Origin of the sequence: Brevundimonas sp. SORGH_AS_0993 (assembly GCF_030818545.1) — a bacterium.
Lineage (GTDB): Bacteria > Pseudomonadota > Alphaproteobacteria > Caulobacterales > Caulobacteraceae > Brevundimonas.
The window spans coordinates 874,675-890,511 of the sequence record NZ_JAUTAH010000001.1 but is presented as its reverse complement, the minus strand read 5'-3'; the positions used below and the strand labels follow the sequence as shown (position 1 = coordinate 890,511).

Here is a 15,837-nt window from a genome sequence, read left to right as displayed (position 1 = left end):
CGGTCTAGGCGGACGGCAGCAGGTCGGCGGCGAACCGTCGATAGCGACCGGCGCGCACGCCGTCGGTGGCCCGGGCGATGTCGGGGGCGAAATAGTGGTCCTGGGCATAGGGGGCGGCCGCCTCGCGGACGATGGCGAAGACCTGCTCCAGCGCGGGCGAACTGGTCAGGGGGCGATGGAATTCGATCCCCTGGGCGGCGGCCAGAAGCTCGATGCCCACGATCGTCGCCGTATTCTCGGCCATGTCCAGCAGGCGGCGCGCACCGTGGGTGGCCATGGAGACGTGGTCTTCCTGATTGGCGCTGGTCGGCACGGTGTCCACGCTGCACGGATGGGCGACCATGCGGTTTTCAGCCACCAGGGCCGCCGCCGTGACCTGGGCGATCATGAAGCCCGAGTTCAGGCCGCTTTCCTTGACCAGAAAGGCGGGCAGTTCGCTCATCTTCGGATCGACCAGGATCGCGGTGCGCCGTTCGGAGATATTGCCGATCTCGCACAGGGCCATGGCGATCTGATCCGCAGCGAAGGCCACGGGCTCCGCGTGGAAGTTGCCGCCGGAGATGACGTCGCCCCCAGATTCAGAATTGGCCTCGATGAAGACCAGGGGATTGTCGGTCACGGCGTTGGCCTCGCGCTCCAGGGCGGCCGCTGCGGTCGTCAGCACGTCCAGCACCGCCCCCATGACCTGGGGCTGGCAGCGCAGGGAGTAGGGGTCCTGCACCTTGGTGCAGTCGTCCCGGTGGCTGTCGCGGATGGCCGAGCCGGCCATCAGGTCGCGCAGGCGGGCGGCGACGGCGATCTGGCCCGGCTGGCCGCGCAGGGCGTGGATGCGGGCGTCGAACGGGGCGTCCGAGCCCTTCAGGGCGTCGACCGACAGGGCGCCGGCGGCGATGCCGGCGGCATAGGCGGCCTCGGCCGCGAACAGGCCGGCGAGGGCCAGGGCGGTCGAACACTGGGTGCCGTTCAGCAGGGCCAGACCCTCCTTGGGGCCCAGGGTCAGGGGCGTCAGGCCGACACGGGCCAGGGCGGTCTCGGCGTCGAGCGTCCGGCCGTCCAGCCGCGCCTCGCCGACGCCGATCAGGACGCAGGACATGTGGGCCAGGGGCGCCAGGTCGCCCGAGGCGCCGACAGATCCCTTTGACGGAATAGAGGGCAGGATGTCGGCGTCGACCAGGGCGATCAGGGCCTCCAGCGTCTCGCGCCGGACGCCGGACGCGCCCTTCGACAGGCTGGCGATCTTCAGCACCATGAGCAGGCGGGTGACGGCGTCCGGCAAAGGATCGCCCACGCCGCAGGCGTGGCTGAGCACCAGGTTCTTCTGAAGGGTTTCAAGGTCTTCCGGCGCGATGCTGGTGTTGGCCAACAGGCCGAAACCCGTGTTGACGCCATAGACGGTGCGGCCTTCGGCGACGATGGCGGCGACCGCGGCCGCGCCCCTTTCGACAGCGGACCAGGCGGCGGCGTCCAGTTCGACCGTCACCGGCCCGTCCAGAACCGCGCGGAGCTGGGCCAGGGTCAGGGGCGCGCGGCCCAGGGTCAGGGTCGTCATGGTCAAGCCTTCAGGCTGGGCAGGTTCAGATGATGCTCGCGCGCGGCGGCCTTGGCGATGTCGTAGCCGGCGTCGGCGTGGCGCATGACCCCGGTGGCGGGGTCGTTCCACAGCACGCGCTCCAGACGGACGGCGGCTTCGGGCGTGCCGTCCGCGACGATGACGACGCCTGAGTGCTGGGAATAGCCCATGCCGACCCCGCCGCCATGATGCAGGGACACCCAGCTGGCGCCGGAGGCCGTGTTCAAAAGGGCGTTCAGCAGAGGCCAGTCGGACACGGCGTCAGAGCCGTCCTGCATGGCCTCGGTCTCGCGGTTGGGGCTGGCGACCGACCCCGAATCCAGATGGTCGCGGCCGATGACGATGGGGCCGGACAGTTCGCCGGACGCCACCATCTCGTTGAACATCAGGCCCGCGCGATGGCGGTCGCCCAGGCCGATCCAGCAGATACGGGCGGGCAGGCCCTGGAAGGCGATCCGCTCGCCCGCCATGTCCAGCCAGCGGTGCAGGCCGGCGTTGTCGGGGAACAGCCGTTTCATGGCCGCGTCGGTCTTCCTGATGTCGTCCGGATCGCCGGTCAGGGCGGCCCAGCGGAACGGGCCGACGCCGCGACAAAACAGCGGGCGGATATAGGCCGGGACGAAGCCGGGGAAGGCGAAGGCGTTCGTCACCCCCTGGTCGAAGGCGACCTGGCGGATGTTGTTGCCATAGTCCGTCGTCGGCACGCCCTGCGCGTGGAAATCCAGCATGGCCTGGACGTGGACGGCCATCGACGCCCGGGCGGCGGCCTCGACGGCGGCGGGGTCGGACACGCGCCTGTCCTCCCATTCGGCGACGGTCCAGCCGGAAGGGAGGTAGCCGTTGACGGGATCGTGGGCGCTGGTCTGGTCCGTGACCAGATCGGGCCGGACGCCGCGTCGGACAAGTTCGGGTAGGAGATCGGCGGCGTTGCCCAGCAGGCCGATGGAGGTGGGCCTGCCTTCGTCGAAGGATGTCTGGAGAAGGGCCAGGGCCTCGTCCAGGGTCTCGGCCATGACATCGAGGTAGCGGGTGCGCAGACGGAACTCGATGCGGCTGCGCTGGCATTCGATGGTGATGCTCGAGGCTCCGGCCATCGCGGCGGCCAGGGGCTGGGCCCCACCCATGCCGCCCAGGCCCGCGGTCAGGATCCAGCGCCCCGACCAGTCGCCGCCATAGTGCTGGCGGCCCGCCTCCATGAAGGTCTCATAGGTCCCCTGAACGATGCCCTGGGTGCCGATGTAGATCCACGACCCGGCGGTCATCTGGCCGTACATGGCCAGACCCTTGCGATCCAGTTCGTGGAAATGCTCCCACGTCGCCCATTTGGGCACCAGGTTGGAGTTGGCGATCAGGACGCGCGGCGCCTCGGCGTGGGTGCGAAAGACGCCGACCGGCTTGCCCGACTGCACCAACAGGGTCTCGTCCTCTCCGAGCGCCGTCAGCTCGGCGACGATGCGGTCGAAGCTGGGCCAGTCGCGCGCCGCCTTGCCGATGCCGCCATAGACGACGAGGTCTTCCGGCCGCTCGGCCACCTCGGGGTCCAGATTGTTCATCAGCATCCGCAGGGCGGCCTCGGCGGCCCAGGTCTTGGCGGTCTTCTCCGGCCCGCGCGGGCTGCGGACGACGCGGCTGTTGGGGGTGTTCATCTCTGGCTCTCGGCGAAGGCGATGCAGGCGGTCAGGACGCGGCGCAGATGGTCCCGCATCGGCGCCGCGCGGTCGGGGTCATAGGGGCTGGGCCAGTTGTCCGGTGTGACCGGACCGGCCGGATCGAGGATGTAGCCCCGGTCGGCCAACTCCATCTGAATGGCGTGAACGCCCGTTTCGGGACGCCCGTAGTGGCGGGTGGTCCAGCCGCCCTTGAAGCGGCCGTTGACGATCAGGCTGTCGCCGCTGACGGCGCAGGCGGCCTCCACCGCGCGGGTCAGCCGAGGCGCGCAGGTCGTTCCGTCATTGTCGCCGATGTTGAACTGCGGCAACGCACCGTCGAACAGGCGCGGAACGACCGAACGGATCGAATGGGCGTCGTAAAGGACGACCGGGCCGCGCGCTCTCAGCCGCTCGATCTGCTCTTGAAGGGCGGCGTGGTAGGGGGCGAACCAGGCCGTGCGGCGTTCGTCGATCTCGTCCGCGTCGGGCGTCTGACCCGGATGATACAGGGGTTCGCCGTCGAAGGTTTCGGTGGGACACAGGCCGGTCGTGGTCATGCCGGGATAGAGAGAGGCGCCGGACGGATCGCGATTCACGTCGATGACGCTGCGAGACACGCCGGTGCGCACCAGGGTCGCGCCCATGTCGATGGCGAAGTCGTACAGCCGGTCCACCCACCAGTCCGCATCCTTGCGCCCCAGCCAGGGAGAGGTCATCCGCGTCTCGATGGCGGCTGGGATGTCGGTCCCGGTGTGCGGCAGACCGATCACCAGCGGCGCCGAACTTTCATGGACGGTCAGCCAGTCCTGCATCCGTTCGGTCTCCCTCGCCAAATCGATCCATCGTGGTATGTCTAGACATATTGATCGCAACGACACGGACCTGTCCAGTGACCCTTGAGCCGCAGCCTGTGGATCGCACCCTCTGGTTCGAGGCGGCCCTGACGCCGGACGGCTGGGCGCGCGACGTGCGGCTGAGCGTGGGGGGCGGCCGGATCGTGGGCCTGGAAACGGGCGCGGCGCGGGGCGCGGCGGATCAGGGCGGCGGGGTGGCCCTGCCCGGCGTCGCCAATGTGCACAGCCATGCCTTCCAGCGCGCCATGGCGGGGCTGACCGAGGCGCGCGGGCCATCGGAGGACGACTTCTGGACCTGGCGCGAGCTGATGTATCGTTTTCTGGATCGGGGCGGTCCGGAAGAGATCGAGGCCATCACGGCCCTGGCCTTCATCGAGATGCTGGAGGGCGGCTTTACGCGGGTGGCCGAGTTTCACTATCTGCATAACGATCCGGCAGGCGCGGCCTATGCCGACAGGGCCGAAATCGCCGGGCGAATCGCAGCGGCCGCGCAGGCGGCGGGCATCGCCCTGACGCTGCTGCCGGTCTTCTACGCCCACGCCGGGTTCGGCGGACAGCCGCCGTCGCACGGTCAGAGACGATTCATAAGCGACCTGGACGGGTTCGCCGACCTGGTTTCGCGGTGCCGAGCCCTGACCGGCGATCTGTCGGACGCCGTCGTGGGCGTCGCGCCCCACAGTCTGCGCGCCGTCAGCCCGGAAGAACTGGCGATGCTGCCCGCCCTGGCCGGCGACGGGCCGATCCACATCCATGTGGCCGAACAGACCAAGGAGGTCGAGGACTGCCGGGCCTGGTCGGGCGCGCGGCCGGTCGAATGGCTGCTGACGCATGCGCCGGTCGATACGCGGTGGTGCCTGATCCACGCGACCCACGTGACCGAGGCGGAATGGCGCGGGATCGCTGATCGCGGCGCCGTGGTCGGCCTGTGTCCGATCACCGAGGCCAATCTTGGCGACGGCGTCTTTCCGGCCGCGGACTATCTGCACGCGGGCGGACGCTTCGGCGTCGGCACCGATTCCAATGTTCAGATCGGGGTCGCCGAAGAATTGCGATTGCTGGAGTACAGCCAGCGTCTGGCCCGACGCGGGCGCGCGGTCATGGCCGACTCGGCGCGTTCGACGGGGCGGGCCCTGTTCGAGCGCGCCCTGGCCGGCGGGGCGCAAGCGGCCGGCGCGGCGGGCGGCCTGGCAGTGGGGGCACCGGCGGATATCGTGGTTCTGGACACCCGCGGGATCGCCTTCGCGGGCCGATCCGGCGATGCGATCCTGGACAGCTGGATCTTCGGCGCGCCGGGCGGGGCCGTCGGCTCGGTCTGGCGGGCGGGCCGGGAGGTGGTGCGGAACGGCCGTCATGTCGCCCGAGACGCCATCGAAGACCGCTATCGCCGCGCTCTGGCGACGGTTCTGGGATGAGCGCGCCGCTGCATCGGCGCATCTACGCCGACCTGGAAAGCCGAATCCTGTCGGGCGAACTGGCGCCGGGTGATCGCATTCCGTTCGAGCATGAACTGACGGCGCGTTACGGCTGTTCGCGCATGACCGTGTCCAAGGCGATCGGCGAGCTGGCTGGACGCGGGCTGGTCACGCGCCGCCGACGCGCGGGCACCTTCGTCGCCCAGCCCAAGGCCCACGCCGCCGTCCTGGCCATTCCCGACCTGCGGGCCGAGGTGCAGGCGAGGGGCCAGACCTATGGTTACGCCCTCCTGGCGCGGGTGGAGCGGGCGCCGGCCGATGCGGAGGAGGCGGAGCTGGCTGCAGGCGGTCGCCTGCTGGACCTGACCTGCCTGCACCGGGCCGATCAGGCGCCGTTCGCCCTGGAACGCCGGTTGATCGCTTTGAACGCTGCGCCCGAGGCGGCCCTGGTGGATTTCAAGGCCGTGCCGCCGGGCAGTTGGCTGCTGGAATCCGCGCCCTGGACCGAGGCCGAGAACCGCATCGCGGCCGTGGAAGCCGACGCCGCGACCGCGCGCCTGCTGGAACGGGCGCCCGGCGCCGCCTGTCTGTGCGTCGAACGCCGGACTTGGCGGGACGGGCAGGGGGTGACGCGGGTGTGGCAGACCTTCCCCGGCGACCGCTACGATCTGGTCGCCCGCTTCTCGTCCGCCCATGCTGAGGATCAAAGCCGATGAAGGCCGACCGCCTGCTGATCGACTGTCACGCCGCGACCATGACGGAGGGCGGCGCGCCTTACGGCGTCGTCGAGGACGCGGCCGTGGCCATTGCGGACGGCCGGATCGCCTGGATCGGCCCGCGCGCCGGAATGCCCGCGATGGAAGCGGCACGGACGGATCGGCTGGACGGCCGCTGGATCACGCCGGGTCTGATCGACTGCCACACCCATCTGGTCTTCGGCGGAGACCGCTCGGGCGAATTCGAACAACGGCTGGGCGGTGCGACCTATGAAGAGATCGCCCGCGCGGGCGGCGGCATCGTCTCTTCGGTCAAGGCCACACGCGCGGCGTCGGAAGAGGCGTTGTTCGCCTCGGCCATGAGCCGTCTGGAGGGGCTGAAGGCCAGCGGAGTCACGACCGTCGAGATCAAGTCCGGCTATGGTCTGGACCGCGACAGCGAGCTGAAAATGCTGCGTGTCGCCCGCCGGATCGGGCGCGAAGGCGGGGTCAGGGTCCGCACCAGCTATCTGGGCCTGCACGCCGTCCCGCCCGAGCACCGCGACGATCGCAGGGCCTATGTGGACAAGGCTGTGGACGACATCCTGCCGGAGGCCCATGCTCAGGGGCTGGTCGACGCCGTTGACGCCTATTGCGAGCCCATCGCCTTCTCGACCGAGGAGGTGTCGCGCCTGTTCGACAAGGCGAGGGCCTTGGGCCTGCCGGTCAAGCTGCATGCCGACCAGTTGTCGGACGGCGGCGGAGCGGCCCTGGCGGCGCGTTATCGGGCCCTGTCGGCCGATCATATCGAACATGCGACCGAGGCGGGCGTCGCGGCGATGGCCGCAGCGGGGGTCGCGGCGGTGCTGCTGCCCGGCGCCTACCTGATGTTGCGTGAAACCCGGACGCCGCCGATCGACCTGCTGCGTCGCCATGGCGTCAGAATGGCCGTCGCCACCGACTGCAATCCCGGCACCTCGCCCGTCGCCTCCATGACCGCCGCCCTGAACCTGGCCTGCGTTCAGTTCGGCCTGACCCCCGAAGAGGCCCTGGCTGGGGCCACGCGCGAGGCCGCGCGCGCCCTGGGCCTGTCGGAACAGGTCGGGACGCTGGAGGTCGGCAAGGCCGCCGATCTGGCGATCTGGACCATCGCCCGCCCCGCCGAACTGGCCTATTGGCTGGGCAAGCCGCTGCTGTTTCGGCGGATCACCGCAGGCGTGGACGGCGAGGCTCGGGCTTAACCCTCGGCCACGCCCAGGGCGCGCATCAGGGCGTCGCGGATGGCCGCTTCGGTGAAGGGCTTCTGAATGGTGGGGTTGCCGCGCCATTTGTCCGGCAGGCCGCTTTCGCCATAGCCGGTGGAAAAGACGAAGGGCACGCCGCGGGCCCTCAGCGCCTCTGCGACGGGGAAGACCTGACGGCCGGCGACGTTGACGTCCAGCAGGGCGGCGTCCAGATCGGCCGTGTCGCGCGCCATGACTTCGCCGTCGTCGATGTTTGACGCCGGACCGACAGGGGTGCAACCCATGTCTTCCAGAATGGTCTCCAGAAGCATGGCGACCAGGGATTCGTCCTCGACCACAAGGACGCGGCGGCCGGAGAGGGGCTGGGTCATCGGTGGACGTCCTAATGCGCGGCGCGGTCTTCTTCCGCAAAGGTTGGATGACGCCCTAAACCAGAACGAACGCCGTCGCCAGATACCGATGAATCTTTCGCGCAAACAAGCCGCTACCTGTAAAAATCGTGTGCGGTTTCGCACATTGCGCGCAGGGTCGGCCATTCAGTCGCAGAGTGTGATCCCGCACGGCATTGGCGGGCGCGTCAGATTTGGTAAGCAACGGGCATGACAATCGCAGGCGTTTTCGCCACCCTCTCGCTCATGATGGCGCCCGCAGCCGAACAGCCCACTGTCCAGATCGAACAGGGCGTCCTGATCGGGCGCGCCGAAGCCGATGTGACGGCGTTCAAGAACATCCCCTATGCCGCACCGCCGACAGGCGAGCGACGCTGGCGACCGCCGGCGGCCGCGCCCAGTTGGCGCGGGCAACGGGACGCCGGAACCCTGGGGCCGATCTGCATCCAGGCGCCGCCGGGCGGCGATCCCGGCGTCGGGCCTCTGCCGATGAGCGAGGACTGTCTGAACCTGAACGTCTGGCGGCCGACGAACACCGCCCAGCCCGCGCCGGTGATGGTGTGGATCCATGGCGGCGGCCTGGTGAACGGATCGGGCACGGCGCCGCTTTACGACGGGTCGCACCTGGCGCGGCGCGGCATGGTGGTGGTGACGCTGAACTACCGTCTGGGACGGTTGGGCTTCTTCGATCATCCTGCCCTGGCGGCCGAGCGCCCGGCGGACGAGCCGGGCGGCAACTATGGCCTGATGGACGTGATCGCGGCCCTGAAGTGGGTTCGGGCCAATATCGCGGCCTTCGGCGGCGACCCCCAGAACGTCACCGTCTTCGGCGAATCGGCCGGCGGGGCCATCGTCACCCGGCTGATGATCTCGCCGCCCGCGCGGGGTCTGTTCGACCGGGCGGTGGTGCAGTCGGGCTTGGGACGCGAACTGCAGACGCCGCTGGACGCCAAGGGACCGGGCGGGGCGCCGTCGGCGCGCGATCGGGGCTCGGTCTGGGCCTATGCGGCCGGCATGCGGACGGCGGCGGACCTGCGCGGCGCCCCGGCCGAGTTGTTCCTGACGCCGGCTCCGGTGTTCGCCAATGGCGACCTGACCCTGATCGACGGCGAGATCGTGCCCACGACGGTCGAGGCGGCATTCCGCGCCGGTCGGCAGGCGCCCGTGCCGCTGATCATCGGCACCAACAGCGCCGAGTTCTGGTGGATGCGGCCGACGGATCGCAACGGCTATGGTCTGATCGACGACGACATGACCTGGCTGGAACGCGCCGACCTCGTCCAAGCCTACGGCGGGCTGGAGGCGTTCGACAAGACCGTGATCACCGACCTGGTCTTTTCGGAACCGGCGCGCCATCTGGCGCGGCTGCACAATGCGGCGGGCAACCGGGCGTGGCTGTACCGTTTCGATGTCACTTCGCCCCAGAACCCCGAGCCGCACGGCGGAGCGACCCATGCGATCGAGCGGCCCTATGTGTTCGGCACGCTGAACACCCTGCCGTATCCGGTGGAGGAGCGTGACCGCAAGGCGTCCGAGGCGATGATGAGCTATTGGACGACCTTTGCGCGGTCGGGCGATCCCAACGGCGTCGGGCGGCCGCAATGGCCGCGCGCAAGGGGCGGGAACACCCAGTTGCTGAACTTCGGCAACGGCGGGCCCACGGTGACGGCCGTGCCGTTCAGCGCGCGGCTGGACCTGCTGGAACGTTTCCGCAAGCGGGCCCGCCCTTGAGGTCGCTTCAGGCGGCCAGATTGGCGGCGTTCTGCTTTTCCTTCAGCGTGACCAGTTCCTCGGCCATGGTCGGGTGGACGGCGCAGGTGGCGTCCCACTGAGGCTTGGTCAGGCCGGCCTTCACGGCGATGGCGGCCAGCTGGATCATCTCCGGGCTGTCTGGCCCGACGATATGAACGCCGACCACGCGCTGGGTTTCGGCGTCGACCACCAGCTTCATCAGGACCCGCTCGTCCGAGCCGGTGAAGGCGTATTTCATAGGTCGGAAGCGGGTGAGATAGACGTCCACCCCCTTGGAACAGGACCGGCGCGCCTCGGCCTCGGTCAGCCCCACCACGCCGACCGGCGGCTGGCTGAAGACCGCAGTGGCGACGGCCTCGTAGTCGAAATGCTGGGGATTGTCGCGATAGACGGTCTGGTGGAAGGCGACCGCCTCGCGGATCGCCACCGGCGTCAGGTTCATCCGGTCGGTGACGTCGCCGATGGCCCAGATGTTGTCGGCCGTGGTCCTGGAATAGGCGTCGACCTTGATCGCGCCGGCCGCATTGAGTTCGACCCCGGCGGTCTCCAGGCCCAGGTCTTTGACGTAGGGGATGCGGCCGGTGGCGAACATGACCGCGTCCGTCTCCAGCTTCATGCCGTTTTCCAGATGGTTGACCAGGCCGGTTTCGGTCTTTTCGATCTTCTCGTGCTGGCAACCCAGCACGACCTTGACGCCGCGCTTCTCGATCTCTCCGGCCAGATGCGCGCGCACGTCGTCGTCGAAGCCGCGCAGGATGTTCGGCCCGCGATAGATCAGGGTCGTCTCGACGCCCAGGCCGGCGAAGATGCCCGCGAACTCCACCGCGATATAGCCGCCGCCCGCGATCAGGATGCGCTTGGGCAGTTGCGGCAGGTGGAAGGCTTCTTCCGAAGTGATGGCGTGTTCGATGCCCGGCAGTTCTTCCGGCTTCCAGGGGCGGCCGCCGGTGGCGATCAGGATCTTTTCGGCGGTGACGGTGCGGTCCTTGCCGACAATCTCGACCGTATGGGCGTCCTTCAGCACCGCCCGGCCGTGAACCAGTTCGACCCCCGCCTTGCCCAGGTTGGCGGCGTAGAGGCCGGACAGGCGGGCGATCTCGACATCCTTGGCTTCCAGGAACCGGGGCCAGTCGAACTCGGCCTTGTCGAACGACCAGCCGTAGCCCTCGGCGATCTCCAGCGCGTGGCTGACCTCGGAGGCCATGACCATGAACTTCTTGGGCACGCAGCCGCGAATGACGCAGGTGCCGCCGACGCGGAATTCCTCGGCGATGGCGACCTTCTTGCCGTCCAGCGCGGTCAGGCGCGCCGCGCGCACCCCGCCGGACCCGGCGCCGATGACGAAGAGGTCGTAGTCGTAGTCCGCCATCTGGGTCTCCGGCGTGCGCGAAAAACAGAGTCCAAAGAGTCCGAACAGTCCGAATTCGGCGCCGACGGTCAGGTCTCAGATCGCACGGACTTAGGCGCCGGGGGCGGAACGGACAAGCGCAAGAGGCGCCTCAGGCGGCCTTTTCGCTCCACAGGTCCAGCCGGGGTTCAAGGCCGATCAGGGCCAGGCCGGCGGCGATGGATTCGAACTCCCCGCCGGTCTCGATCTTCGCGGCTCCGAACCGCTTGTGGAACAGGGCGCGCACGGCGGGGACGAAGGAGGTGCCGCCGGTCAGGAAGACGCGGTCGACGCCTTCGGGCGGCAGGCCGGCCTGATCCATGGCCCGATCCACGGCCTCGGCGATGGCGGCCAGTTCGGGCGCGATCCAGCCTTCGAACTCGGCGCGGGCCACCTCGCGCACGATCCGCACGTCGCCGGCGGCGAAGTCGAAGGTCGCCGTCTCCCGAGAAGACAGGGCGGTCTTCAGGGCCGACACGGCGCGGTAGAGGGCGTGGCCGTGGTTGTCGTCCAGGATTTCGATCAGCCGCTCGATCTTCTCGGGCTCCAGGGCGGTGCGGGCCAGGGCGCGGATGTCGCGCATGTCGCGCGAGGCGCGCAGCAGGGCCAACTGGTCCCAGCGAGCGAAGGCGGAATAGTAGCGCTGGGGGATCGGCAACTGCTTGTCCAGGGCGCGGTAGAGGCCGCCCTTGCCTAGGGCCGGCGAGACCAGATTGTCGATGATGCGATAGTCGAAGGCGTCGCCGGCCACGCCCACGCCCGACCGAGCCAGCGGGGTGGAGCGCAGGACCCCGTCCGCTTGTTCGAAGCGGATGATGGAGAAGTCGCTGGTGCCGCCCCCGAAGTCGGCGACCAGGACGGTGGCGTCTTCCTTCAACTGGCGGGCGAAATAGAAGGCGGCGCCGACCGGCTCGTGCGCGTAACGGATGTCGGTGAAGCCCAGGCGCCCGAAAGCGGTCTGATAGCGGGCCAGGGCCAGGGCCTCGTCCGGGTTGTTTCCGGCGAAGGTGACGGGACGGCCCACGACCACGCGCGGCGGCAGGTCGGACAGGTCGCCGCCGGCGTGGTGGCGCAGGCGCAGAAGGAAGGCCGACAAGAGGTCCTCGAACCGATAGCGGCGGTCGTCGATGCGGGTTTCGGTGAAGGCGGCGCTGGCGGCGAAGGTCTTGAACGACTGGATGAAGCGGGTCTCCAGCGGGTCCTCGACATAGGCCTCGATGGCCCAGGGACCGGCCTCGACCAGGCGCTCGGGCGGCTGGCCGTCGCGGCTGGGGTGGAACTGGAACGCCAGGGCCGAGCGGAAGGTGGCGCCCGCCGCGCCGAAGGTCGTCAACTGCGTCCGCCCTTCGGCGTCGGTGACGGCGACGACGGTGTTGGTCGTGCCGAAGTCGATGCCGATGGTGGTCGGCTGTGAGGTGGTCATGATGAAGTCTCGACGGGTGGAGAGCCCCGGCGCGCGGGCGCGACCGTGCGTGGGAGCCGCCTTTACAGGCTTTCGGCCGATTCATCAGGTCGAAAACGGAGCGGCGAACCCTTCAGAGACGGCGCAGGGCGTCGTAAACGTGGGTGACGGCGTCGAACCGCACGCGCGGCGGCTGGCCGGCGAAAGGCGTGGGGGCGTAGGCGGCGGACGGAACCGTCAGGGGATCGTCGATCTTGTCCGTGTTCCAGCCCAGCAGCAGCAGGCCGCCGGGACGCAGGATGCGGGCCATGGCCGCCATGGCCTGATCCTGCATTTCCGGCGAATCCGCGCCAAAGCCCAGAACGCCGTTGCAGACCACGACGTCGAAGGTCTGGTCGGCGAAGACCTGGTCGATGGCGCAGATGTCGCCGGTGCGGTGGCGGCCCGGCTGGCCCCAACGGGCGGCCTTGGGGTCGATGTCGGTGGTCCAGACCTCGGCGCCGTGGCGGGCCAGGGCGGGATAGTCGTCGCGCGTATAGGCGCGACAGCCGACCCACAGGATGCGGCCCCCGGCCTGGGTCTGGGTCTGCGCCTGAGCCTGAGCCAGGGCGGGGATATAGGTTTCGATCAGCAGCCGCCGGTCGGGCAGGGCGCGGATGCCGTCGATACGGCCACGGCCACGGCCGCGAAGCCGGCGGAACAGGCGGGAGAGGGCGGTCACGCGCTGAACCGCGCGACGCGCTGGGCCATCATTTCGGTTCTCAGACGGTCCAGTTCGTCAGCGCGCGTCTGGGGCGCATGGGTGCGGCCGACGAAGGCCTGGGCGTCCTGGGCCATGGCGATGCGGCCCGGGTGGTCGGCGACCAGGCGCAGCATGGCCTGGGCCAGGGCGTCGGCCTCTGGTGGATCGACATAGAGGGCGTGAAGGCCGCTGGCCTCGCGCAGGCCGCCACGGCCCGAAGAGATCAGGGCGGCGCCGGCGGCGTGGGCCTCCAGCGCCGTCAGGCCCATGGCCTCGGCCACGCGGGACGGCACGACGGCGATGGCCGCGCGGCGCGTAACGTCGCGCACGACGTCGAGAGGCGCTGACCTGCGGACCTCGATCCGGTCGCCGAAGCGGGAGAGGGTCTCGACATGCTGGGCGGCCCAGGCCCCGTGCTGGTCCCAGTCGCCCAGCATCAGCGCGCCGCGCCAGTCCCGATGCCGATCCAGGACCACGGCCAGGGCGGCGCAGAAGGCGTCCAGACCCTTTTCCGCCATGGCCCGTCCGGAAAATAGGATCAGCTTTTCCCGTTCGGCCGGATCGCCGCGCCAGCACGCCAGATCAATAGGGTTGCAGACGACGGAGGCGCGGTCGTCGAAGCCGGGATAGTCGGTCAGGAACTCGGTGCGGGCGGCCTGGCTGACGAAGATCAGCCGGTCGAAGCCCCGCAGGCGGCCCCGATAGCGCATCCGGTCGATCAGATGGCGGGGCGGTCGGATTCGGGTGTGGCGGTAAAGCACATGACGCGCGCCCGGCAGCCGCCTGGCGAAGTCGGCCGCACAGCCCAGGGTCTGGTGATACTCGACCAGATCGGGGTCGAAATCCTGCAAGGTCTGGAGCACGGCGCGGGAATGGTCCGCCTTGCCCAGACCCGCCGGAACCGTGATCGTCAGGTCCGGTGCGGCCGGGTTTGCGGCCCCGGCCTCGCAGATGAAGCGGGTCTCGTCGCGGAACCGGCTATGCCGGCTCAGGGTCAGGGCGACGTTCTCCATCGAATTCAGGCGGTCGCAGTCGAGACTTCCCCCGCGCGGGATGACGACCGCGATGCGCAAATCAGGCGGCCCGGCGGGTGATCGAAGTGCGCGGGTCGTTGAGGCCCAACAGGCGTCGCATCTTGTAGAGCGTCTTCAGCCCGCCCTCGACGGGAGAGCGGCGCAGGCCCTTGACGTCGATGAAGGTCAGCCGGTCGTCGCCTGAGAGGGTGTGCAGACCGTCCGCGAAACCTTCCAGCAGGCCGCCGGGCGTCAGACGGCGGACCTCTGAGGCCGAAAAGCGATCGGGTGTCAGTTCGTCGATGCGGAGCAGGCGCAGGGCCGCGCCATAGGTCGGCTGGCATTCCTGAACCGGGAGATGCAGGGCGCCGTCACGCACGAAGGCCGAACCCCCGGGCCGGGAGGACAGAAAGCCGGTCCGCACAGGATTGGCGGCGTGCGGCGTCCACGGGCCTTCCAGACGCGGGGCCCAGGCGACGTGCATTTCCCGCATGGCGCGGTCCTCGGGGCCGGGCAGGGCGTAGAACATCCACCACAGGCCGTCGTGCTTGATCACGGTCGCGTCGATGGCGGGTACGTCCATCAGCCGATGAACCGGCGTCCAGCGGTCGGGGAAGCGTTCGCACCGATAGAGGGTCAGGGCGCCGCTCTTGTAGCCTTCCGGCAGCATATAGAGCTGGCCTCCGTCCTCGATCAGACTGGGATAGGACAGGTGGAAGGGTTCGATCAACGCCTCGCCCTCGCAGACCAGCCGGTCGCCGTCATACTGGGCGTAGTGTATCTCGCCGCGACGGACGCGGTAGTCGAAATGTTCGAAAAATACCGTGGTCAGGCCGTCGCGCTCGACGCCGAAGGGATCGGCGATGAACTGGAAAGCCTTGCGCGGCGGAAGCCAGATCACCGCGTCGGCGTCGAGGGCCGACTGATCCGGGGCCCGTTCCAGAACGTGCGAGATCCGACGGCGAACGAAGCCGACGCGCCAGTCGTCATACATGGGGCGCATCCTCGACGGGCGTACAGGGCTTCGAAGCGCCGATGGGCATGGTCTTCTCTCGAAGGGCGGGGACGCGCGTCGGGCGTCTTCACTGGATAGACGGCGCCGAGGCGGGCTTGCCTCATCGATTGGCTATAGGCATGAGGTCGTCAGGCGGTTCGGCCGCTGTCCCGCGCTGTCGGCGCCGTCCTTGTCGAGAAGTTCACGGCGTCCATGCTGGTCGAAGCCTATTTCGCGCACCGGGAGGACCTGCAAAGGTTCGTCGCCGCGCGCCTGGGCCGCAGCGGGCAGGACGTGGAGGACGTGCTGCAGGACCTCTATCTCAAGGCGACAGGCATTGGGCCGGAGGTGGATGTGCGCGATCCGCGCGCCTTCCTCTATCGCCTGGCGTCCAACCTGATGATGGACCGCTGGCGCTCCGGCCGACGCGCGGCGGCGCGGGACGGGGCCTGGCGTCGGGTGGCCGCTGGCGACGGAACGGATGGAGAGGCGGACGACGCCCCTTCGGCCGAGGCGGTGGTGGCGGCCCGGCAAAGGCTGGCGCGACTGACGGCGGAAGTCGACCGTCTGCCCGAGAAGACCCGGCGCATCTTTCGGATGCACAAGTTCGAGGGGCTGAGCTATGCGGAAACCGCCGCTGCACTGGGGGTTTCCAAGAGTTCGGTGGAGAAGCACATGATGGAAGCGCTTCGGCGCCTGGCCAAGGCGGCGGGACAATGAGCTTTACTGTTGGA

14 protein-coding genes are annotated in these 15,837 nt (G+C 69.3%); 5 read left to right on the top strand and 9 right to left on the bottom strand.

Features of this window, described 5'->3' with window-relative positions; translation table 11 throughout:
* Positions 1-4 precede the first annotated feature (4 nt).
* The 3 genes from hutH to hutG are packed head-to-tail and all read right to left on the bottom strand — an operon-like array spanning position 5 to position 4,031.
* A complete protein-coding gene (gene hutH / locus QE389_RS04455; RefSeq protein WP_307364883.1) occupies positions 5-1,549 on the bottom strand; it encodes a histidine ammonia-lyase in 1,545 nt (514 codons plus the stop codon).
* Between the two features lie 2 nt (positions 1,550-1,551).
* Positions 1,552-3,216 carry a urocanate hydratase gene (gene hutU, locus QE389_RS04450; protein WP_307364882.1) on the bottom strand — a complete coding sequence of 555 codons (1,665 nt, stop codon included), beginning with the start codon at positions 3,214-3,216 and terminating at the stop codon, positions 1,552-1,554.
* On the bottom strand, positions 3,213-4,031 hold the full coding sequence (hutG, locus tag QE389_RS04445) for an N-formylglutamate deformylase (RefSeq protein WP_307368913.1): 819 nt from the start codon (positions 4,029-4,031) through the stop codon (positions 3,213-3,215). The genes hutU and hutG overlap by 4 nt, the downstream gene beginning before the upstream one ends.
* Positions 4,032-4,108: 77 nt before the next feature.
* On the opposite strand from hutG, the gene QE389_RS04440 reads away from it, so the two are divergent.
* Genes QE389_RS04440 through hutI form a run of 3 tightly spaced genes read left to right on the top strand, consistent with a single transcriptional unit; the run spans position 4,109 to position 7,421 of the window.
* A complete protein-coding gene (locus tag QE389_RS04440) occupies positions 4,109-5,485 on the top strand; it encodes a formimidoylglutamate deiminase (RefSeq protein ID WP_307364881.1) in 1,377 nt (458 codons plus the stop codon).
* Positions 5,482-6,201: a histidine utilization repressor gene (gene hutC / locus QE389_RS04435; protein WP_307364880.1), complete on the top strand. Its 720-nt coding sequence runs from the start codon at positions 5,482-5,484 to the stop codon at positions 6,199-6,201. The genes QE389_RS04440 and hutC overlap by 4 nt, the downstream gene beginning before the upstream one ends.
* Positions 6,198-7,421 (top strand): imidazolonepropionase, encoded by a 1,224-nt coding sequence (hutI, locus tag QE389_RS04430; RefSeq protein ID WP_307364879.1) that lies wholly within the window; start codon positions 6,198-6,200, stop codon positions 7,419-7,421. Before hutC ends, hutI begins: the two co-directional genes overlap by 4 nt.
* On the opposite strand, the gene QE389_RS04425 is transcribed toward hutI, so the two are convergent.
* The gene (locus tag QE389_RS04425) at positions 7,418-7,795 is read right to left on the bottom strand and encodes a response regulator (protein WP_307364878.1); all 378 of its coding nucleotides are present in this window, start codon (positions 7,793-7,795) and stop codon (positions 7,418-7,420) included. The two genes, hutI and QE389_RS04425, sit on opposite strands and share 4 nt — an antisense overlap.
* 228 nt (positions 7,796-8,023) lie before the next feature.
* On the opposite strand from QE389_RS04425, the gene QE389_RS04420 reads away from it, so the two are divergent.
* The gene (locus tag QE389_RS04420) at positions 8,024-9,544 is read left to right on the top strand and encodes a carboxylesterase/lipase family protein (protein ID WP_307364877.1); all 1,521 of its coding nucleotides are present in this window, start codon (positions 8,024-8,026) and stop codon (positions 9,542-9,544) included.
* Positions 9,545-9,551: 7 nt separating this feature from the next.
* Here the strand turns inward: QE389_RS04420 and gor are convergent, their stop codons facing one another.
* From gor to QE389_RS04395, 5 genes are all read right to left on the bottom strand, one after another.
* Positions 9,552-10,934 (bottom strand): glutathione-disulfide reductase, encoded by a 1,383-nt coding sequence (gene gor / locus QE389_RS04415; RefSeq protein WP_307364876.1) that lies wholly within the window; start codon positions 10,932-10,934, stop codon positions 9,552-9,554.
* Positions 10,935-11,064: 130 nt separating this feature from the next.
* On the bottom strand, positions 11,065-12,375 hold the full coding sequence (locus QE389_RS04410) for an Hsp70 family protein (RefSeq protein WP_307364875.1): 1,311 nt from the start codon (positions 12,373-12,375) through the stop codon (positions 11,065-11,067).
* 112 nt (positions 12,376-12,487) lie between these two features.
* Positions 12,488-13,075: a class I SAM-dependent methyltransferase gene (locus QE389_RS04405; protein WP_307364874.1), complete on the bottom strand. Its 588-nt coding sequence runs from the start codon at positions 13,073-13,075 to the stop codon at positions 12,488-12,490.
* Entirely contained in the window at positions 13,072-14,109 is a 1,038-nt protein-coding gene (locus QE389_RS04400) for a glycosyltransferase family 4 protein (RefSeq protein ID WP_307364873.1), read from the bottom strand. Before QE389_RS04400 ends, QE389_RS04405 begins: the two co-directional genes overlap by 4 nt.
* A gap of 61 nt (positions 14,110-14,170) precedes the next feature.
* Complete coding sequence (locus tag QE389_RS04395) at positions 14,171-15,103, bottom strand: hypothetical protein (protein ID WP_307364872.1); 933 nt, start codon at positions 15,101-15,103, stop codon at positions 14,171-14,173.
* A gap of 213 nt (positions 15,104-15,316) precedes the next feature.
* Between QE389_RS04395 and QE389_RS04390 the strand changes: the two genes are divergently transcribed.
* On the top strand, positions 15,317-15,823 hold the full coding sequence (locus tag QE389_RS04390; protein WP_307364871.1) for an RNA polymerase sigma factor: 507 nt from the start codon (positions 15,317-15,319) through the stop codon (positions 15,821-15,823).
* Positions 15,824-15,837: the final 14 nt, after the last annotated feature.